This is a genomic window from Micromonospora sp. WMMD1076 (assembly GCF_029581475.1).
Classification (GTDB): domain Bacteria; phylum Actinomycetota; class Actinomycetes; order Mycobacteriales; family Micromonosporaceae; genus Micromonospora; species Micromonospora aurantiaca.
Map to the genome: position 1 here is coordinate 3,625,411 of NZ_CP120862.1, position 18,999 is coordinate 3,644,409.

The 18,999-nt window shown below is 73.9% G+C and carries 18 protein-coding genes; 8 read left to right on the top strand and 10 right to left on the bottom strand.

Annotated features, from left to right (window positions below; genetic code table 11):
• The first annotated feature begins 2 nt into the window (after positions 1-2).
• Positions 3-1,595 (top strand): amidohydrolase, encoded by a 1,593-nt coding sequence (locus O7622_RS17170; RefSeq protein WP_282309176.1) that lies wholly within the window; start codon positions 3-5, stop codon positions 1,593-1,595.
• Between the two features lie 74 nt (positions 1,596-1,669).
• On the opposite strand, the gene O7622_RS17175 is transcribed toward O7622_RS17170, so the two are convergent.
• The 5 genes from O7622_RS17175 to O7622_RS17195 all read right to left on the bottom strand — a co-directional run bounded on the left by O7622_RS17175 (position 1,670) and on the right by O7622_RS17195 (position 5,955).
• Positions 1,670-2,668, bottom strand: coding sequence for a helix-turn-helix domain-containing protein (locus O7622_RS17175; protein WP_282309177.1), 999 nt, complete (start codon positions 2,666-2,668; stop codon positions 1,670-1,672).
• Between the two features lie 121 nt (positions 2,669-2,789).
• Positions 2,790-3,281, bottom strand: coding sequence for a hypothetical protein (locus tag O7622_RS17180; protein WP_282309178.1), 492 nt, complete (start codon positions 3,279-3,281; stop codon positions 2,790-2,792).
• Between the two features lie 59 nt (positions 3,282-3,340).
• The gene (locus O7622_RS17185; RefSeq protein WP_282309179.1) at positions 3,341-4,297 is read right to left on the bottom strand and encodes a hypothetical protein; all 957 of its coding nucleotides are present in this window, start codon (positions 4,295-4,297) and stop codon (positions 3,341-3,343) included.
• Between the two features lie 196 nt (positions 4,298-4,493).
• Positions 4,494-5,537, bottom strand: coding sequence for a polyprenyl synthetase family protein (locus O7622_RS17190; RefSeq protein WP_282309180.1), 1,044 nt, complete (start codon positions 5,535-5,537; stop codon positions 4,494-4,496).
• Positions 5,538-5,544: 7 nt separating this feature from the next.
• Positions 5,545-5,955 carry a hypothetical protein gene (locus O7622_RS17195; RefSeq protein WP_282309181.1) on the bottom strand — a complete coding sequence of 137 codons (411 nt, stop codon included), beginning with the start codon at positions 5,953-5,955 and terminating at the stop codon, positions 5,545-5,547.
• Positions 5,956-6,115: 160 nt separating this feature from the next.
• Here O7622_RS17195 and O7622_RS17200 point away from each other — a divergent pair, with 160 nt between their 5' ends.
• Genes O7622_RS17200 through O7622_RS17215 form a run of 4 tightly spaced genes read left to right on the top strand, consistent with a single transcriptional unit; the run spans position 6,116 to position 10,187 of the window.
• Complete coding sequence (locus tag O7622_RS17200; RefSeq protein WP_282309182.1) at positions 6,116-7,678, top strand: phenylacetate--CoA ligase family protein; 1,563 nt, start codon at positions 6,116-6,118, stop codon at positions 7,676-7,678.
• A 3-nt stretch (positions 7,679-7,681) separates the two neighbouring features.
• Entirely contained in the window at positions 7,682-8,122 is a 441-nt protein-coding gene (locus O7622_RS17205; RefSeq protein WP_282309183.1) for a DUF4188 domain-containing protein, read from the top strand.
• Positions 8,119-9,201, top strand: a complete 1,083-nt coding sequence (locus tag O7622_RS17210) for a hypothetical protein (protein WP_282309184.1) — start codon at positions 8,119-8,121, stop codon at positions 9,199-9,201. Before O7622_RS17205 ends, O7622_RS17210 begins: the two co-directional genes overlap by 4 nt.
• A 2-nt stretch (positions 9,202-9,203) precedes the next feature.
• On the top strand, positions 9,204-10,187 hold the full coding sequence (locus tag O7622_RS17215) for a nitroreductase (RefSeq protein ID WP_282309185.1): 984 nt from the start codon (positions 9,204-9,206) through the stop codon (positions 10,185-10,187).
• A 109-nt stretch (positions 10,188-10,296) separates the two neighbouring features.
• On the opposite strand, the gene O7622_RS17220 is transcribed toward O7622_RS17215, so the two are convergent.
• Positions 10,297-11,010 (bottom strand): hypothetical protein, encoded by a 714-nt coding sequence (locus O7622_RS17220; RefSeq protein ID WP_282309186.1) that lies wholly within the window; start codon positions 11,008-11,010, stop codon positions 10,297-10,299.
• Positions 11,011-11,083: 73 nt separating this feature from the next.
• On the opposite strand from O7622_RS17220, the gene O7622_RS17225 reads away from it, so the two are divergent.
• Positions 11,084-11,911 carry a PIG-L family deacetylase gene (locus tag O7622_RS17225; RefSeq protein ID WP_282309187.1) on the top strand — a complete coding sequence of 276 codons (828 nt, stop codon included), beginning with the start codon at positions 11,084-11,086 and terminating at the stop codon, positions 11,909-11,911.
• 34 nt (positions 11,912-11,945) lie between these two features.
• Here O7622_RS17225 and O7622_RS17230 read toward each other — a convergent pair whose 3' ends face one another.
• Together O7622_RS17230 and glnA are read right to left on the bottom strand one after the other, a co-directional pair.
• The gene (locus O7622_RS17230) at positions 11,946-13,085 is read right to left on the bottom strand and encodes a glutamate--cysteine ligase (protein WP_282309188.1); all 1,140 of its coding nucleotides are present in this window, start codon (positions 13,083-13,085) and stop codon (positions 11,946-11,948) included.
• A 141-nt stretch (positions 13,086-13,226) separates the two neighbouring features.
• The gene (gene glnA, locus O7622_RS17235) at positions 13,227-14,651 is read right to left on the bottom strand and encodes a type I glutamate--ammonia ligase (protein ID WP_282309189.1); all 1,425 of its coding nucleotides are present in this window, start codon (positions 14,649-14,651) and stop codon (positions 13,227-13,229) included.
• Between the two features lie 233 nt (positions 14,652-14,884).
• On the opposite strand from glnA, the gene O7622_RS17240 reads away from it, so the two are divergent.
• Positions 14,885-16,669: an N-acetylglutaminylglutamine amidotransferase gene (locus tag O7622_RS17240; RefSeq protein ID WP_282314165.1), complete on the top strand. Its 1,785-nt coding sequence runs from the start codon at positions 14,885-14,887 to the stop codon at positions 16,667-16,669.
• Between the two features lie 19 nt (positions 16,670-16,688).
• Entirely contained in the window at positions 16,689-16,949 is a 261-nt protein-coding gene (locus O7622_RS17245) for a hypothetical protein (protein ID WP_282309190.1), read from the top strand.
• A 69-nt stretch (positions 16,950-17,018) separates the two neighbouring features.
• Here the strand turns inward: O7622_RS17245 and O7622_RS17250 are convergent, their stop codons facing one another.
• Together O7622_RS17250 and O7622_RS17255 are read right to left on the bottom strand one after the other, a co-directional pair.
• A complete protein-coding gene (locus O7622_RS17250) occupies positions 17,019-17,720 on the bottom strand; it encodes an aspartate/glutamate racemase family protein (protein ID WP_282309191.1) in 702 nt (233 codons plus the stop codon).
• The gene (locus O7622_RS17255) at positions 17,717-18,997 is read right to left on the bottom strand and encodes an FAD-dependent oxidoreductase (protein WP_282309192.1); all 1,281 of its coding nucleotides are present in this window, start codon (positions 18,995-18,997) and stop codon (positions 17,717-17,719) included. Before O7622_RS17255 ends, O7622_RS17250 begins: the two co-directional genes overlap by 4 nt.
• Positions 18,998-18,999 lie beyond the last annotated feature (2 nt).

Here is an 18,999-nt window from a genome sequence, read left to right on the forward strand (position 1 = left end):
CCATGAGCGGCACGGTCTACGAGAACGCCCGCATCCACACCCTCGACCCGGACCGACCGTACGCCGAGGCGATGCTGGTCCGCGGCGAGCGGATCGTCGCCGTCGGTGACCTCGCCGGATGCCGGGACCGGGCCGGCGCCGGCGCGCGCCGGGTCGACCTCGGCGGGATGGCCGTGCTGCCCGGCCTGATCGACAGCCACATCCACGCGGCGTCCTACGTGCGCGGGCTGGACCAGGTGGACCTGCGCGGCACGGCGAGCCTCGACGAGGCGCTGACCCGGATCGGGCGGCACGCCGCCACGATGCCGCCCGACGCCTGGCTGCTCGGCGGCGGGTGGGACAGCAACAGATGGACCCGGCCGGTACAGCCGGCCCGCACCGACCTGGACCGGGTCTGCCCGGACCGGCCGGCGGCGCTACCAAGCATCGACGGCCACACCATCTGGGTGAACACCGCGGCCCTGGCCCGGCTCGGCATCGACGCCGCCACCCCCGACCCGCCCGGCGGGCAGATCGCGCGGGACGAGCACGGCGAGCCGACCGGCATCCTGCGCGAGGCGGCGGCCGACGCGGCGTACGCGGTGGTGCGCTCCCCGCACGCCGGTGACCTGGTCGCGCAGCTGCGCGACCACCTGCCCCGGCTGCTCGCCGCCGGGCTGACCGGCATCCACGACCTCGACGGGCAGGACGCCCGGGCCGCCTACGAGACGCTGTACGCCCGGGGCGAGCTGCCGCTGCGGGTGCACAAGACGATCCCCGCCACGGCGCTGGACGAGGCGATCGACAGCGGCTGGGCCACCGGGGACGGGGACCGCTGGCTGAGCACCGGCCCGGTGAAGATCTTCACCGACGGCGCGCTCGGCTCACACACCTGCCTGATGACCGAGCCGTACGACGGCGAGCCCGGCAACCACGGCATCGCCGTCACCCCGGCCGAGGAGTTCGAGCGGCTGGTGGCGACCGCCGCCGGGGCCGGGATCGCGGTGGCGGCGCACGCCATCGGCGACGCGGCGAACCGGATGGTGCTGCGGGCGTACGCGCGCTGGCGCGAGACGGCCGGCCCGGGCCCGGTGGCGCGGCTGCGGCACCGGATCGAGCACACCCAGCACCTGCTGCCGGAGGACGTGCCGTTGCTCGCCCGCAGCGGCGTGATCGCCTCGATGCAGCCCACGCACTGCACCAGCGACATCCCGCTCACCACCCGGATGCTCGCCGGCCGGGGGCTCGCCTCGTACGCCTGGCGCAGCCTGCTCGACGCCGGGGCCACTGTGGCGTTCGGGTCGGACGCCCCGGTGGAGGACCCCGACCCGTTCTTCGGCGTCCACGCCGCGGTGACCCGCCAGCAGCCCGACGGCACCCCGCCCGGCGGCGTCGACCCGCACGAGCGGCTCGACCTGGACACGGCGTTGCGCTGCTTCACCGAGGCCGGCGCGTACGCCTCCTACGAGGAGCACCTGAAGGGCCGGTTACGCCCCGGCATGCTCGCCGACTTCATCGTGCTGCCCACCGACCCGTACCGGGTCGACCCGGCGCGGCTGCGGGACCTGACAGTGGCGCTGACGGTGGTCGGTGGCGTCGTCCGCTGGCAGCGCTGACCGCCGTGTCCCGCCCGGACGACGCGGTCCGGGCGGGACACGCGGTCAGGTCGTGCCGTCCGGTTCGCGAGCCGTCAGCCGTCCTGCCCGGGCGTCTCGCCGAGCAGCGCCTCGCCCATCGCGGTGAGCCGGTGCAGCACGAGGTTGCCGTGCCGCTGGCTGGTGATCAGCCCGGCCTCGCGCAGGATGGTGGTGTGATGGCTGGTGGTGGCCGGCGAGATGCGGGCTCGCCGGGCCAGCTCACCGGTGGTGGCGCCGCTCGCGGCGGCGCGCAGGACCGCCACCCGGGTGTGGCCGAGTAGTGGCCCGAGCCGGCGTTGCGAGCCCGCCGTCGGTGTCGGTTCCGGTCGCTGCCGGCGGGCCGGATAGACGAGCGTCGGTGGCAGCTCGGGGTCGGCCAGCGTGATCGGCGCGTGCCAGCAGAAGTACGACGGGACCAGCGTGATGCCCCGCCCGTCCAGGTGCATGTCCCGGTCCTCCGGGTAGCCGTGCACGGACAGCACCGGCGGATCCCAGGAGGTCTCCGGGCTCAGGTCGTCGAGGATCTGCCCGGCGCCGTTGTCGAGGACCCAGGCCCCGCGCAGGGCCCGGTCGCCGGAGACGGCGGAGGTGATCTGCGTCCAGTACGGAGCGAGCGCGACCCGGAAGTAGGCGCGCAGCGCGTCGCCGAGGCCGTGCCGCGCGGCGGGCCGGCCGGCGGCCAGGTCGAGCATCCAGGCGCTGTCGACGGGCGTCACCATCCGCCCCAGTTCGGTGCGGATCCGCCGGGCCGGGGTGCCGAGCACCCGGTCGATCCCCTCGTCGAGTTCGGTGACCGGGCCGGGGGTGAGGAAGTCGGGGAAGTACCGCTTGAGCGGCGCGACGGGCAGCAGCCGCTCGCGGACGACCGGGACGAGACCGGCCCGCTCCAGGTCCGGGCGGATCTGCCGGTGCCACCGGGCGTAGCCCGCGTAACCGGCCCGGGTCTGGAGGCGGTGCAGGCTACAGATGATCTCCCACAGTGGATCGGGCCGGGCCGCCAGCCGGGTGCGGCTGAGGTCTCCGGCCGTGAAGTGGATGCGTAGCGTCCCCATGACGCACAGTGTTCCGACGTGTGCCGCCGCGCTCAGTCTCGTCTGCGACATTGACATCTATCGCTGAATGGGGATGGGGTGGGGCGGCAGCCGTGCGGCTGCCGCCCCGCCGTGTGTCAGCTCAGCCCGCGCTGCAGCTCGTGCGCCACCGGTGGGAGGCGATGTTGTCGTTGGCGTTCGCCATGTAGCCGTCCCGGTTGGAGCCCCAGCTGAACCAGACCCCGGTGAGGTCGTCCCACGCGTCGCCGGCGCCCAGGCAGGCGTACGCGCCGGTGTAGTCGGGGTGGATGTAGAGGGCGACCGGCCGGCCGCCGTTCGAGTCGTTCCACGCCGAGGACGCCAGGTTGCGCATGCTGGCCCGGTTGTTGTTGTCGCAGTTGGCGTTCTCCGCCGTGTTGATCGTGTCCCAGTTGTTGTCGGCGTTGTACCACCAGCACCACCGGCCGGCCCACCCCGCGTCCTGGCTGACGTACAGGTAGCCGCTGCCCGCGGCGGCACGCTGCGCGTCGGCGTGCGGGGTCGGCCGCGGCGCGGCCTGGGCGGCGGTGGCGGTGAAGGCCAGCGCGGCTGCCGCCGCGGCCACTGTGGCCAGCACGGACCGTACTGCTCTCATGGTGTTTCCCTCCGGTCGGGTCCTGCCGTGGCGGGCCGCCACGGAAGTCTTGGGGCGGGTCAGCCGGCGGCCAGCACGGCGCGGGCCCGCGGCAGCGCGTCGGCCTCGAGGCGGAGCCGTTCGGCGACCTCGGTGTGGAACTGCCGGTCGAGGGCGCGGCGGTGCTCGGCGTCGAGCCGCCGGGTGAGCCGGCCGAGCCCGGTCCGCGTCGCGCAGGTCGCCTCGGCCACCGCGAGCCCGATCTCGCCGGGCGTGACGGAGCCGGACGCCGGCTCGGGTGCCGACGCGCGGGCCGACGCCGGATCGGTGGCGTCGTGCCCGGCATCACGCATGCACCGCCGCCACGCGGTCACACCGTCGGCGTAGCGGGGGTCGGCGAGCACCCGGCCGACGCGCAGCCCGGCCAGGTTGTCGGTGATCCTGGTGACGCGGTACCAGCCGGGCAGGTCGCGATAGAGCTGTCGCTCCGCCTCGGACGTGCAGCTGTGACTGCTGCGGCGCAGCACCCCACCGGCCGGCAGCGTCGCGCGCAGGGCGTCGGGCTCGCCGGGGTCGCCGTTCACCGCGCGTACGGCGGCGGCACCGCGCTCCGGAGGCAGGTCCCGGACGTACCGCGCGTTCGGGTCGGCTGCCATCGTCTCCTGGAGCCGGCGTTCCAGGGCACCGCCGTACCCGTGCCGGCGGGCGTAGGAGACGTCGTCGAGGACGTACGGGAACTCCCGCAGCTCGGGCACCGGCTGCCGGGGCACCGGCCAGTAGCGGAACCCGCGATGCTGCATGCAGTCGCGGATCAGCACCTGCGTGGCGGCGTACCGCACCTCGGCGGGCGTGCCGGGAACGGGCGGGACCGGCACGGCGGCCGTGCTCGCCGGGGGCGGCCCGGCCGAGGCGTGAGCCTCGGACGGCGGCGCGATGTCCGGGCGGGCGCCCAGCGCCCCGGCCACCGCCGCCGCGAGAGCGGCGGGGACCGCGACGGCGTACCACCAGGACCGCGTTCGGCGCGACACCACCGCCATGACATGCACCTCGGCCGTCCGGGGGCGCCGGTCGCGCCCGTCAGAAGACAGCTTCGGCGCGGGGCGTGCGCCGGGACAGAGACCTTCGATCAGGCTCGAACGACAGGGCCCGGCGACCAGCTCCGGCCCGCCGTCGACCTGGCTTCGCCGCCTGCCACCGCTGACAGCTCACCTGGCGGCGCGGGATCCTGGGCGCCTAGCGGGCTCGTTCCACCACGTAGTCGGTCAGCTCCAGCAGGAAACGGCCGTCCTCGGTGCCGGCCGCGGCGCCCAGCGCCCGTTCACCCTCGCGCCGGGCGGCCAGCGCGAGATCCCGGGCGCTGCGCCGCGCCGACTCCACGCAGTCGTACGCGAGCAGCCGCCCGTGCAGCCAGCGCACCTCGGCGTCGGGGCGCTCCGCCCGGGTCCGGTTCAGCAGCCGCACGAGCCGTTCGCGTTCCTCCGGTGTGCACCGCCGCATGAAGTCGATCAGGATCAGCGTGCGCTTGCCCTCCCACAGGTCACCGGCGATCTCCTTGCCGTACCGGGCGTAGTCGCCGGTCAGGTTCAGCGCGTCGTCCTGGATCTGGAACGCCGCGCCCAGGTACCAGCCGTACCGGTCCAGCACGTCGACCGCGCTCTCCCGGCCGGTCGCCACGAGGATGCCGGTGCGGCACGGGTAGATGCACGTGTACCAGGACGTCTTCTTCAGGCACATCCGGTAGTAGTCGTCGGCGTCCAGGTCGCACACGTTGTCGCGGATCCAGCCGATCTCGATGGCCTGCCCCTCCAGGGAGTGGCGCATCATCAGCTCGGTCTCGGTGAACAGCCGCCAGGCGATCCCGGAGCCGAGCGCCGCCCGGTTCGCCGCAAGCCGCCGCAACGCCAGCAGGTTCGTCATGTTGCCGACGTTCAGGGCCACGCCGACGCCGTACTCGGCGTGCAGCGTCCGCCCGCCGCGCCGCTGCTCGCTTTCGTCCTGGATGTCGTCGTGGATGAGGAAGGCGTTGTGGAACAGCTCCACGGTCACGGCGGCGTTGAGGCCCACCGCGTCGCCGCCGCCGAACGCCCGGCACGTGGCCAGGCACAGCGCGGCGCGCAGCCCCTTGCCCCAGCGCCGGGGGTACTCCGCGACCAGGTCGTAGAGGTATCGCGGGCCGCCGTCGGGCACGTCGTCGAGCAGCGCGCCGAGGGCGAGCCCGCGATAGCGCTCCAGCATCCGTTCCACGTGCCCGCCGGCCACCCCGGCGGTCGGCGCCATCGCGCGGCTACCGGTCCGCCGGCCGCTTCGGGGCCGGCGACGCCAGCCGGTCCGCGAGCCCGTTCGCCATCTCGGGAGCCAGCCGCGCCAGATTGAGTACGGTGTCCAGCGCGTCGTGCGCGTCCGACGTGTACCGCCGGATCACCTCACCGCGCTGGTCGTCGGCCATCTTCAACTGCCCGACCACGGTGTCGATCAGGGCGTGCCCGTCGGTGCGGACCCGGGCGACGAGTTCGTCGAACGCCTCCGGGTCCACCCGCCGGCTCTCGGTCAGCTTCTCCTCGAGCCGCCGGGCGCCGGCCAGCCCCGCCGCGAGTTCCTCCTCCAGCACCGTGGCCGCGTGGGTCACGGTCTCCGAGGTCTCCTCGGCCACCTTCTCGAAGCGCTCGTTCGTGCGTTCACGCTTGCCGTCCGTCATGGGCGAAGTGTCACCTGACCAGGGACGTCATGCCAGACGAGTGTCGCCATGGTGACTGGGCGTGGCCAGCCGGGTGGTCGCGCCACTGGGTACGCGTACTCAGCGCAGTACCGTCCCGTCGCTCATGTGCGGGCGCGGCGGCGTCGACAGGATGCTTCTCATGGCCGAGACGCTGCACCGACACACCGCACTGCGTACCGTCGACACGCCCCTGCCCGCCGAGGCCGCGCTGGCCCCCGCCGGCCGCGCGGTCGCCGCGCTGGCCCGGCTCGTCGCCCACCACCCCGCCGGCTGGCGGTGGCTGGCCCGGCGCCACCACCCGGTCCTGGACCGCCTCGCCACCGCGAACGCGCGGTCGACCTGCGTCCGGGCCGCCCGGCGGGTGCCGGCCTACCAGGCGTTCCTGCGGGCCCGCCCGGGCGGCCTGCGCCGCCGGCTGCGGGACTTCCCGGAGACCGACAAGCACGGGTACGTCATGGCGTACGACGCCTCGGCCCGGTGCCGGGGTGGGCGGATGCCGGAGCGGGGCGTGGTGGTCGACGAGTCGGCCGGCTCGTCCGGGCGGCCGTTCAACTGGCCGCGCGGCGAGCGGGAGCTGCGGGCGGTGCACCGCGACATCGCCGGCTACACCGGGCTGGCGTTCCCGATGCGCCGGCCGTTCGTGATCAACGCGTACTCGATGGGCGCCTGGGCGACCGGCACCACCACCGGCGCGGCGATGGCCCGGATCGCCACCGTGAAGAACACCGGCCCGGACCTCGGGAAGGTCGTCGACACGCTGCGCGAGTTCGGTCCCGGCCACGACTACCTGGTGACCGCGTACCCGCCGTTCCTCAAGCACCTGCGGGACCGGCTCGACGCCGAGGACTTCCCCTGGTCGCGGTACCGGATCTTCGCCAGTTGCGGCGGCGAGGGGATGACCGAGGCGCTGCGCGACTACCTGGAGCAGCGGTTCGTGCGGGTGCGGTCGGCGTACGGCGCGTCGGACCTGACCATCGGCATCGGCGCGGAGACCCGGTTCACGGTGTGGCTGCGGCGGCGGCTGCGCACCGACGCGGGGCTGCGCGCGGAACTGCTCGGCCGCGGCGAGCAGCGGCTGCCGATGGTGTTCCAGTACAACCCGTTCGCCACCTATCTGGAGACCAACGAGCGACGGGAACTGCTCTGCACTGTGACGAGCCCGCACGTGCTCCAGCCCCGGCTGCGCTACAACGTCGGCGACGAGGCGCTGCTGGTGCCGTACCGGCGGATCGTCGAACTGGCCCACGCCGACCCGGTACGCCGCGCCGAGTTCCGTACCGCGGTGTCCGAGGAACGGATGACGCTGCCGCTGCTGCTGTTGTTCGGCCGCAGCGACTCCACCGTGTCCTACCTGGGCGCGAACCTCTACCCGCAGGACGTCGAGTACGGCCTCTACACCGGCAACCCGTACGCCGCCGAGATCAACCGGTTCTGCCTGACGCTGCACGAGGACGCGGCGCTGGAGACCCGGCCGGTGATCCACGTCGAGCTGCGCCGCCCGCTGGACACCACGGCACGCGCGGCGCTCGCCGAGGCGTGCCGCGACGGCGTACGCGCGCACCTGACCACTGTGTCGCGCGACTTCGCGCAGTCCCTGGTGGAGGACCCGACCGCCGGTGACCTGCGGGTCGAGCTGCACGAGCCGGGCGGCGGCCCGTTCGCCGGCATGCAGAAGATCAAGAACGTCTACCTGGTGAGGTGACCGATGCGTACCCGTGACTTCTCCCGTGCCCCGGCCCAGGCCCGCGCCGGCGCCATGTTCATCGGCGGCACCCGTTACGCGAACCCGCTGGTGCTGCTGCGCCTGGCCCCCGACTGGATCCGGATGGTGCGGGACATGCGCCGGATGTCCGGCTACTGCTGGCACACCGTCTACTGGCAGTTCCCGCTGACGCTCGGCACCATCGCGTTCTTCACCGACCGGGACGCGCTGCTGCGCTTCGCCCGCACGCGGCACCACCGCAGGCTGATGATGTGGCTGACCGACGGCGACCGCAACGCCACCGCCGGGTTCATCCGGCTCTACACCGCCTCCCCGGACGGCTACTCCAACGGCGCGTGGCGGGCCGAGGACGGCGCGATGGGGCACATCGAGCGGTTCACGCCGCTGGGCGCGGAGACGACCGGACCGGCGGTGCGCCGGTGACCGGCCACCGGTTCGAGCGCGTGACCGGCCGGCGCGGCCTGCGCGACTTCCTCACCCTCACCGACCGGCTGTACGCCGACGAACCCCGGTACGTGCCGACGCCCCGGCAGCAGATCCGCCGCTGGTGGCGCGACGGCGTGCCGATGTACGTGCTGCGCGACGCCACCGGCGCCGTGGCCGGTCGGACCACGCTGCACACCGACGCGGACCTCGACGCCGAGCTGGGCCGCCGCTGCCAGCTGTTCGGGCTCACCGAGTTCACCGCGCCGGCCGCCCGGCCACTGTTCGACGCGATCGCCGCGCACACGACGCCCGGCCGGGACCTGCTGTTCGGGCCGGTGGCGCTGCTGCCCAACCAGGCCGGCGGCGTGATCACCTCCGGGTACGCCGACCGGGGTTTCGTGGACAGCGCGTGGAACCCGCCGTACTACCCGGACGCGTACGAGGAGAACGGGTTCACCGGGCGGTTCGTCTCCGACACCTGGATCTGCCCGGTCCCGCCGCCGGTCGAGCCGCCGCCCGCGCCGGGGGTCGAGCCCGACGGCGCCCGGCTGGAACTGCACCGGGGGAACACCAGGCGGCTCGACGAGCAGCTCGACCTGCTGCGCGTGATGCTCAACGACTCCTTCGCCCAGCTCGGCTACTACACGCCGATCTCCGCGGCACAGCTGCGGCGGCAGACCGACGGCCTGGCGTACCTGCTGGACTCCGCGCTGCTGCTCTACCTGACCCGCGACGGGCGACCGGTGGCGTTCGTGCTCTGCGTACCGGACATCAGCGACTTCCTGGTCGCGGTCCGCGGCGACCTGAACCCGGTCAACCAGCTTCGGCTGCTGGCCACCCGGCGCCGGTACCGGCGGGAGGCGGTGCTGATCGTCAAGGGCGTCGTGCCGGAGTTCCAGGGGCGCGGCTACCAGCGGCTGCTGTCCGCGCACCTGCACCGCAACCTGCACGACGGCGGCTACACGGCGCTGCGCAGCACCTACGTCGGGCGGGACAACCCGGCGTCGGCCGCCCAGTACCGGCGTCTCGGCGGGCGCCCGCTGCACGGCTACACGTTCTACGCCAGGGAGCGGTGAGCATGGATCTCGCCGCGTTCCACGCGCTGGAGCCGCTGTGCTGGCGGGCCCCGAGCGCGCACAACACCCAGCCGTGGCGGCTGCGCTACGAGCGCTGGGCGATCACCGTCGGCTGGGATCCGGCCGACGCGCTGCCAGCGGGCGACCCGACCGGGCGGGATCTGCGGCTGTCGCTGGGCGCGTTCGTGGAGACCTGCCTGATCGTCGCCGCCGACGCGGGGCTGCGGCTGGACTGGGCCGCCGACCACGACGGGTCCGATCGGCGGGCGGGGCGGCTGCGGCCGGCGCGGCAGCCGTACCGGACGCCGTTCCGCACCGCCGACGTGTGGGACCGGCGTACCCACCGGGGCCGGTTCACCGCCGGCCCGGACGCCGACGTGGTCGCGGCCGCGGACGCGGTCGCCCGGCGGGCCGGTGGCGCGGTCCGCGCCGTGCCGGCGACCGGGCGGCTGCGCGCGCTGCTGCGCACGGCCGACCGGCAGGTGTACGCCGACCCGGCCGTGGTCGCGGAGCTGCGCCGCTGGCTGCGCCTGGACCGGTCGGGCCCGCGCTACCGGGCGGACGGGCTCACCGACAGCTGCCTCGGGCTGGGCCGGGCGGCGGCCACCGGACTGCGGGCGGCGCTCGCGGCGTACCCGGCGTTGCGCCCGCTGGGGCTGCCCCGGCTGCTCGCCGCCACGGGCGGTGATCCGCTGGCGCAGGGCGGCGGGGTGCTGGCGCTCGTGGCGCCGCCCGGTCTGGACGGGGCCGGGCAGGTCGAGTTCGGACGCGTGCTGATGCGGATGTGGCTGACGCTGCACACGGCCGGGCTGGCCGCGCATCCGCTCAGTCAACTCGTCGACGTGGCCGCCACCCGGGACGCGCTCGGCACGCTGCTGGACGTTGCGCCGGAGCGGATCGTGCACGTGGCCCGGGTGGGCCGGCCGGCCGCGCCCGCGCCCCGCTCGGCCCGCCGGGTGAGCCACGGACGGATCTGTCAGCGATAACACCCCTTGACGCGGTGTCACTTCGCCGACGAGAGCCCGTGTCGGCCGACGTGCCGCCCGGCCGGCCCTGGTCGCGTAGCCACCGGCCGGGCGTGGGGTGGGCCGCCGGTCAGGCCAGCAGCGTCTCGCGCAGCCGCGCGCCCAGGTTCAGCTCGCCGACCACGCGGGGACCGGCCGGGTCGTACACGGCGATGCGGTGGTTGCGGCGCATCATCTCCCGTACCGCCGGCGGCAGCCGGGGCGGGTCGTCCATCGTGGCGAGCACCCGCGCGCCGGTGCCCATCAGCCGCTCCGCCAGCGTCGCGCTGTCGGTGTCCACACGCACCCGGCCGAACTCCCAGCCGGCGGTGGTCAGGTCGAGCACCTCGAACAGGCGTGTCACGAACGGCTGCGGGTCGGTCACCCGGTCCAGCCGGTCGGCCCGCCCGCCGACCACCGCCACGGCGGCGCTGACCTGCGCGTACGGGTGCAGCCCGCTGGGCAGCGCGCCGAGCGGCCAGCGCAGCGCGGGTCCGGCCTCCTTCCACAGGGGCCGGTAGTTGCGGCGGTGCACCAGCAGCCGCCGCCCGGTGCGCCGGAACACCTCCTGCGCCTGCCCCTGGAGGTCGGCGTGCGCCTGGTCGGCGGCCTCGCAGACGATCCCGGCGGCCACCACGAGACCGTCGTCATCGGACAGCAGCCGGGTGATCGCGTCGGCCTGCTCCGGGAACCGGAGGCGGGCGTGCGCCCCGTAGGACCGCCGCACGTCCCGCAGCAGCTCCTGCTGACGTGCGGGGTCCAGTTCGACCCGTCCGCCACCGAGCAACCGCTGGAGCCAACCCATCGCGCCTCGCTTCCGTCGCCGTCTGCGGACCGGGCAATGCTAGTTCGTCGGCCGATGCTCGTATGGTGACGGGGTGACCGATCGATCCCTGACCCTGATGGCGGTGCACGCGCACCCCGACGACGAGGCGACGAGCACCGGCGGCGTCCTGGCGCGCTACGCGGCCGAGGGCGTCACCACAGTGCTCGTGACGTGCACCGACGGGGGGTGCGGCGACGGCCCCGGCGGGATCAAGCCGGGCGACCCCGGGCACGACCCGCAGGCCGTGGTCGAGATGCGCCGCGCCGAGCTGGCCGCGAGCTGCGAGGCGCTCAAGGTCACCCACCTGGAGACGCTCGGCTACGGCGACTCCGGGATGATGGGCTGGGCGACGAACGAGGCCCCCGGCGCGTTCTGGAACACGCCGGTGGCCGAGGCGGCCGACCGGCTGGCCGAGCTGATCCGGCGCTATCGCCCCGACGTCGTGGTCACCTACGACGAGATCGGCTTCTACGGCCACCCGGACCACATCCAGGCCCACCGGATCACCATGGCCGCTGTGGAGCAGACCGGCATCCCGGCCAAGGTCTACTGGACCACCGTGCCGCGCAGCGCGTTCCAGCAGTTCGGCACCGTCATGAAGGAGATCGGGGTGGAGTTCCCCGAGCCGGAGGCGACCGACGAGATGCCGGCGCTGGGCCTGCCGGACGACGAGATCACCACGTGGGTCGACACCGGCTGCTACGGCGGGCAGAAGTTCGCCTCGCTCGCCGCGCACGCCAGCCAGGCGGAGAACATCTTCTTCCTGCGCCTGGGGCAGGAGCGGTTCACCGAGCTGATGGGCATGGAGACGTTCGTGCGGGTGCGGGACACCACCGGCGCGGCCACACCCGAGGACGACCTGTTCGCCGGGTTGCGCTGACCGGTCGCGGGTCCGGTCCGGGGAGGTCATCGACTCACGTCGAGACGGTCTGTGCGGCCAGGTGCGCCAGCACGGCGCGGACGTCCCCGTCGGTCTCGGCCATGATCCGTCGTTGCCGGGTGGCGCCGGTGCCGTCGCGGCGTACCCGGTCCAGCTCGCGCCGGACCAGATCCAGGTCACCGTGGCGGGTCAGCGCGGGCGTGACGGTGACGACCAGGTCGTCGACGAGGTCCCAGGCGGGCCGGGGCCGACCGGAGCGCAGGTCCACGAGCTTGCCGTCGACGCCGTCGTGGGCGGCTCGCCAGTGCGCGGCGGCGACGAGACAGTCCCGGATGCGGGGTGCCGGTACGCCCGCGCGGACGTCGTCGGTCAGGGTGGCCACGAGCGCCCGGACCAGCCCGGCGACCAGCACTGTGTCGTCGACTGTGGGGCAGACGTCGCCGACGCGGACCTCGACTGTGGGGTACGACGCGGACGGGCGGGCGTACCAGTAGACCATCGCGGCGTCGAGCATGATCCCGGCGGTGATCAGGTCCGCCACCGTGGCGTCGTAGTCGGCGGCGGAGTCGAAGTGCGGCGTCGGCCCGATGCTCGGCCACCGTTCCAGCTGCATCGAGCGCCAGCTCGCGTGCCCGGTGTCCCGCCCGTCGTGCAGCGGCGAGTTCGCGGTGAGCGCCTGCACCACCGGCAGCCACGGGCGCAGGTGGTTGCAGACCTGCACTGCCAGTTCCCGGTCGGGCACGCCGACGTGGACGTGGCAGCCGCAGACCGCCGGGTCGTGGGCCACCGGGCCGAACCGGCGGGACATGTCGTGGTAGCGCTGCTCGTCGGGCACTGTGCGGTGGGCCTCGCAGACCGGCGTGGCGCCGACCGCGACCAGCCGCGCTCCGGCCGCGTCGGCCGCCCGGGCGGCCGCCCGGCGCAGCGTGACCAGGTGCTCCCGCAGCTCTCCGAGATCAGGGCTGACCGGCGTCACCATCTCGACCATGCTGTGCCGGAACTCCTGCCGGCTCTGCTCGCGGGCGGTGCCGGACAGCGCGCCGCGTACCCGGTCGGCGACCGGCATGCTCTCGCCGGTGGCCGGGTCCAGCAGCAGGAACTCCTCTTCCACCCCGAGGGTCAGGACGGTGGGGATCTGCGGGGTGGTGGCGGTGGTGGCGGGCCGCGGCCTCACCGACGGCTCCACCGGCACGGAACGGTCGGCGTGTCGTCGTGAGGCGGAGTCATGTCTCGACGGTACGAGGGCGGGGGCCGGCCCGAGGCCGTTTCCGCCGACCACCGCCCCCGCGGGTGGCGGGGGCGGTGGCGGTGCGGCTCAGCAGTCGAAGTAGAGCGCGAACTCGTGCGGAGTGGGCCGCAGCCGGACCGGGTCGACCTCGTTGGCGTTCTTCCAGTCGACCCAGGTGGAGATCAGGTCGGCGGTGAAGACGTTGCCGTCGAGCAGGTAGTCGTGGTCGGTCTCCAGCGCCGCCAGCGCCTCGGGCAGCGAGCCCGGGACCTGCTTGACGTCGCCCCACTCCTCCGGGGGTAGGTCGTAGAGGTCTTTGTCGATCGGGGCGGGCGGCTCGATCTTGTTCTTGATGCCGTCGAGGCCGGCCATCATCATGGCGGAGAAGGCCAGGTACGGGTTGCTGGACGGGTCGGGGACGCGGAACTCGACGCGCTTGGCCTTGGGGTTGCTGCCGGTGACCGGGATGCGGGTGCAGGCGGAGCGGTTGCGCTGGGAGTAGACCAGGTTCACCGGCGCCTCGAAGCCGGGGACGAGACGACGGTAGGAGTTCACCGTCGGGTTGGTGAAGGCCAGCAGCGACGGGGCGTGGTGCAGGAGGCCGCCGATGTACCAGCGGGCGGTGTCGGACAGGCCGGCGTAGCCGGTCTCGTCGTAGAACAGCGGTTCGCCGCCGCGCCAGAGGCTCTGGTGGGTGTGCATGCCGGAGCCGTTGTCGCCGAACAGTGGCTTGGGCATGAACGTGGCGGTCTTGCCGTGCGCCCACGCCTCGTTCTTGATCAGGTATTTGAAGAGCTGAAGCTCGTCGGCCGAGTGCAGCAGCGTCGAGAACCTGTAGTTGATCTCGGACTGCCCACCCGTGCCCACCTCGTGGTGCGAACGCTCGACTGTGAAACCGGCGTCCACCATCCGGCGGACCATGCTGTCGCGTAGGTCGGCGTAGTGGTCGACCGGGGGTACCGGGAAGTAGCCGCCCTTGTAGGCGGTCTTGTAGCCGCGGTTGCCGCCGTCCTCGATCCGGCCGCTGTTCCAGGCGCCCTCGGTCGAGTCGATGTAGTAGAACGACTGGTGCGCGGAGGTTTCGTGGCGGATGGAGTCGAAGATGTAGAACTCCGCCTCCGCCCCGAAGTACGCGGTGTCGGCGATGCCGCTCGCCGCCAGGTACGCCTCGGCCTTCTTCGCGACGTTACGGGGGTCGCGGGAGTACGCCTCGCGGGTGAACGGGTCGTGGACGAAGAAGTTCAACGCGAGGGTCTTCTGCGTGCGGAACGGGTCCACGAACGCGGTCGCCACGTCCGGCAGCAGCAGCATGTCCGACTCGTGGATCGACTGGAAACCACGGATCGAGGAGCCGTCGAAGGCGAGGCCGTCGGTGAAGACGCTGTCGTCGAACGACTCGACCGGCAGGTTGAAGTGCTGCATCACGCCGGGCAGGTCACAGAAACGTACGTCGACGAACTTCACGTCCTCGTCGGCGAGGTATCGCAGGAGTTCCTCGGAATTGGCGAACACACGTCCTCCTGGCAGGCGTCGTTGATCCTGGCCACGTCCCGTGGCCGGACCGCCCGGGGACATGGCCCGTACCGCCACCGTACGACGGCTCGCCGTGCCCGGCTCGCCAACAGCCCATCCGGGTTTCCTTCGCCACAGGCCGGGTAGTCGCCGTACCCGGCGGACCGCCCGGGAGACGACGTGGCGGGAGGTTGGCGTGGTGGGTGCTCCTCGACCGACCGGTGGACGCTGAGATGTGCGGGATCAGCGGTGAGGCCAGATTCGACGGGGCCGCCCCCGACGCCGCCGCGGTGACCCGGATGACCGCCGCCATGCGCTCACGCGGCCCGGACGGCGAGGGTACGTGGAGTGACGGCTGGATCACCCTCGGGCACCGCCGGTTGACGGTGATCGACCTGTCCGAGGCCGGCGCCCAGCCGATGGTCCGCGACGACCTCGGCCTGGCCCTGGTCTTCAACGGCTGCGTCTACAACTACCCGGAGCTGCGCGACGAACTGCGCGCGGCCGGGCACACCTTCCACAGCACCAGCGACACCGAGGTGATCATGGTGGCGTACGCGCAGTGGGGGGAGCGGTTCGTCGACCACCTGGTCGGCATGTTCGCGGTCGCGCTGGTGGACCGGCGGCGGCGCCGCCTCGTGCTGGCCCGCGACCGGCTCGGCATCAAACCGCTCTACCTCGCCGAGTCGCCCGGCCGGCTCCGGTTCGCCTCCACGCTGCCGGCGCTGCTGGCCGGCGGTGACGTCGACACCGGCATCGATCCGGTCGCGCTGCACCACTACCTGTCCTGGCACTCGATCGTGCCGGCGCCGCGCACGATCCTGCGCGGGATTCGCAAGCTGCCCCCGGCCACCGTCCGGGTGATCGAGGCCGACGGGCGCAGCCGGGAGCGCGTCTACTGGCGGCCCGACTACCGGCGCGACCCGGCCCACGAGGGCATGGACGCCGCCGACTGGCGGGCCGCCGTCGGGGACGCGCTGCGCACCGCCGTACGCCGCCGGCTGGTCGCGGACGTGCCGGTCGGGGTGCTGCTCTCCGGCGGGCTCGACTCCAGCATGATCGTGGCGCTGCTCGACGGCGCCGGACAGCACCACCTCCAGACGTTCAGCATCGGCTTCGACAGCCGCGGCGACGAGACCGGCGACGAGTTCCACTACTCCGACCTGGTGGCCCGCACGTTCGGCACCGACCACCACCGTATCCGGCTCGCCGACGGCGATCTCGGCCCGGCCGTACGCGCCACAGTGGCGGCCATGACCGAACCGATGGGCAGCCACGACGTGGTGGCGTTCCACCTGCTCTCCGAGCAGGTCGCCCGGCACGTGAAGGTGGCGCAGTCCGGCCAGGGCGCCGACGAGGTGTTCGCCGGCTACGGCTACCACCACCGGTTGGCCCGCTCGCCCCGCGAGCACGCGGCGGCCGAGTTCACCGCCGCGTTCTTCGACCGCGACCACGCCGAGCTGAACGAGGTGGTCGAAGCGGCGTACGCCTGCGACGGCGACGCCTCCGGCGAGCTGGTCGCCGCGGACCTGGCCGCGCCCGGAGCGCAGACCGCCGTGGACGCGGTGCTGCGCCTGGACACGCACCTGATGCTGCCCGACGACCCGGTCAAGCGGGTGGACAGCATGAGCATGGCGTGGGGGCTGGAGGTGCGCACGCCCTTCCTCGACCAGGACCTGGTCACGCTCGCCGCGGCGTGCCCGCCCGAGCACAAGCTGGCGCAGGGCGGCAAGGGTGTGCTCAAGGAGGTGGCCCGCGAGGTGCTGCCGGCCGAGGTCATCGACCGGCCGAAGGGCTACTTCCCGGTGCCGGCGCTGCGCAACGTCGACGGTCCCGTGCGAGAGTTGGTGGTCGAGGCGCTGGGTGCGCCCGAGGCGCGCCGGCGCGGGCTGTTCCGCCGGGCGTACGTCGACGAGCTGCTGGCCGAGCCGGACCGGGCCCAGGCCGCCGCCGGCAGCAACAAGCTGTGGCAACTGGGCCTGCTGGAGCTGTGGTTGCAGACGCACGGCGTGAGCTGAGCGGGTCGGGAGGAGCACTGTGAAGTTCGTCATCGAGAGCGAGGGCGACGGCACTGTGGGATTCACCGTCGTCGGCGACGACGGTCAGGTGCTCGCCACCGGGGAGCCCTGCCCGGACAAGGGCTCGGCGCTCGCCGTCGTCGGCGAGCTGATGCACGGGCTGGGCGACGCCTGCGTCGAGGACCGGACCGAGGCCGGCGCCGGGCCGGTGGCCCGCACCCGGACCGAGATCGGCGACGACATGTCGGACATCGGCCGCTCCGGCATCCCGCCGGTCTGACCGCGGCACGTCCCGCCCGGCCGGCGAGCCCGGGCGGGACGGCGCGCTCGCTGGCCGCTTTCCCCGCGGTCACCCACCGGGACGGTACGGCCGCCGGGTGAGGCTCGCGTACGCCATCGTGGTCAGCGTGACGATGTCGAACACCGGCACGCCCAGTCGCGCCTGGATCCGGTGGGCGAACGGCACCAGGTCGGTGCACTCGACGACCAGCGCCCCCAGATCCGGGTGGGCGTCGGCCAGCGCGTCGACCCGCTGGTCCACCTCGGCAGCCAGCCGCCCGACGTCGAGGGCGTCGCGCCGCCCCTCCAGCATCACCTCGCGGAACTCCGGCTGCCCGGCCATGCCGGTGACCGCCACCGGGACGTCGGCGGCGCCGATCGCGGCCAGGTGGCGCGGGGTCAGCGCGGCCTCGTCGGCGACCAGCAGCCCGACCGGACGCCCGACCATCCGGTGCACCATCGGCAGTTGCACCAGGCTCGACGACCACAGCGGCACGCGCACGGCGGCGGCGAGTTCGGCCTGGAACAGCACGAGGAACCCGCACGCCCCGGTGATCCCGGCGACCCCGGCGGCCTCCAGGTCGCGGGCCGCGTCGACGAACGGTCGCAGCAGCGTCGGGTCGGCCTCGCGGACCAGCCGCCGCGGCGTGGCGCCCTCCACCACCCGGTAGCGCACCGGGAAGTCGAACGTGTCCGGGTTGCGGATGTGCCCGGGGATCTTGTCGAAGCTGGTGTCGAGGCAGAGCACGCCGATCTCCGGCCGGTCGCTCACGAGATCCCCCTCTGGAAGCGGTCCACCGCGAACGTCTCCAGCGGCAGGTCCGGCTCGGCGCCGGAGACGAGCTGGGCGAGCAGTTTCCCACCGGCCGGGGCCAGGCCCATACCGATGTGGCCGTGCCCGGTGGCCACGCTGACGTTGTCGTAGCCGCCGGCCCGCCCGATCAGCGGCAGGCTGTCCGGGGTGCACGGCCGCAGGCCGCTCCACACGTCCAGGCGGCGACCGGTGTCCAGCGCCGGCAGGTACCGCCGCGCGGTGTGCAGGATCCCGTCGACGCGGCGCGGCGAGACCGACGTGTCCAGCCCGGACAGTTCCAGCGTGCCGCCGACGCGTACCCGGTCACCCAGCGGCATCACCGCGACCTTGCCCTCGCTGAGCAGCACCGGCCGGGTGGGCGTGCCCGGCCCGGCGGGCAGCGTGACGGTGTAGCCCTTCGCCGGTTGCAGCGTCAGCCCGACGCCGAGCATCCGGGCGCAGGCCGCCGACCACACCCCGGCGGCGATCACCACCTCGGCCGGGCGCAGCTCGCCCCTGGTGGTGCGCACCGCGCGCACCCGCCGCCCGGTCACCTCGAAGTCGCGTACCTCCGCGCCGGTGACGACGTCCACGCCCCGCGCCCGCAGCGCCGCCGCGAGCGCGACCAGGAACGCCGGGATGCGCAGCGCGGCCCCCTCCTCGTTGAGCAGCGTCCCGGCCACCGCGAAGTCGACGCCGGGTTCCAGCCGGACCAGTTCGGCCCGGTCCAGCTCGCGTAGCGGCACGCCACGCGCGGTCGCCGCCGGGATCGTCCGGCGCGCCTTCGCGTACCCCTGCTCGGTGTGGCAGGCCAGGATCATGCCGCGTTCGGTGAGCGTTCCGGCCAGCTCGTCCTCGGCGCACATCTCGCGCAGCAGCGCGAGGCTGCGCTGCTTGAGCGCGAGCAGCGTCTCGAACCCGGCGCGGGCGTGCCGTTCGGTGCAGTGCCGGCGGAAGTGCCACAGCCAGGCCAGCAGCGCGCCGTCGAGCCGGGGCCGGACCGCGAACGGGCTCTCCGGGCTGAACAGCCAGCGGATCCCGGTGGCCGGCACCCCCGGCTCGGCCAGCGGCGCCGAGCCCTGGGTGCCGACGAAACCGGTGTTCCCGGCCGAGCAGGCCGCCGGGTCGCCGACCTCGCCCCGGTCCACCACCGTCACGCTGAGCCCGGTGCGGCGCAGGAACCAGGCGCAGCACAGGCCCACCACGCCCGCGCCGACCACCAGCACGTCGGGGTCGGTACGGCCCGGCGTCGTCATCA

Excerpts from the sequence above, each read along its gene's own strand:
- O7622_RS17170 (WP_282309176.1), top strand. The coding sequence starts at position 3 with ATGAGCGGCACGGTCTACGAGAACGCCCGCATCCACACCCTCGACCCG.
- O7622_RS17175 (WP_282309177.1), bottom strand. The coding sequence starts at position 2,668 with ATGGGGACGCTACGCATCCACTTCACGGCCGGAGACCTCAGCCGCACC.
- O7622_RS17180 (WP_282309178.1), bottom strand. The coding sequence starts at position 3,281 with ATGAGAGCAGTACGGTCCGTGCTGGCCACAGTGGCCGCGGCGGCAGCC.
- O7622_RS17185 (WP_282309179.1), bottom strand. The coding sequence starts at position 4,297 with ATGGCGGTGGTGTCGCGCCGAACGCGGTCCTGGTGGTACGCCGTCGCG.
- O7622_RS17190 (WP_282309180.1), bottom strand. The coding sequence starts at position 5,537 with ATGGCGCCGACCGCCGGGGTGGCCGGCGGGCACGTGGAACGGATGCTG.
- O7622_RS17195 (WP_282309181.1), bottom strand. The coding sequence starts at position 5,955 with ATGACGGACGGCAAGCGTGAACGCACGAACGAGCGCTTCGAGAAGGTG.
- O7622_RS17200 (WP_282309182.1), top strand. The coding sequence starts at position 6,116 with ATGGCCGAGACGCTGCACCGACACACCGCACTGCGTACCGTCGACACG.
- O7622_RS17205 (WP_282309183.1), top strand. The coding sequence starts at position 7,682 with ATGCGTACCCGTGACTTCTCCCGTGCCCCGGCCCAGGCCCGCGCCGGC.
- O7622_RS17215 (WP_282309185.1), top strand. The coding sequence starts at position 9,204 with ATGGATCTCGCCGCGTTCCACGCGCTGGAGCCGCTGTGCTGGCGGGCC.
- O7622_RS17220 (WP_282309186.1), bottom strand. The coding sequence starts at position 11,010 with ATGGGTTGGCTCCAGCGGTTGCTCGGTGGCGGACGGGTCGAACTGGAC.
- O7622_RS17240 (WP_282314165.1), top strand. The coding sequence starts at position 14,885 with ATGTGCGGGATCAGCGGTGAGGCCAGATTCGACGGGGCCGCCCCCGAC.
- O7622_RS17255 (WP_282309192.1), bottom strand. The coding sequence starts at position 18,997 with ATGACGACGCCGGGCCGTACCGACCCCGACGTGCTGGTGGTCGGCGCG.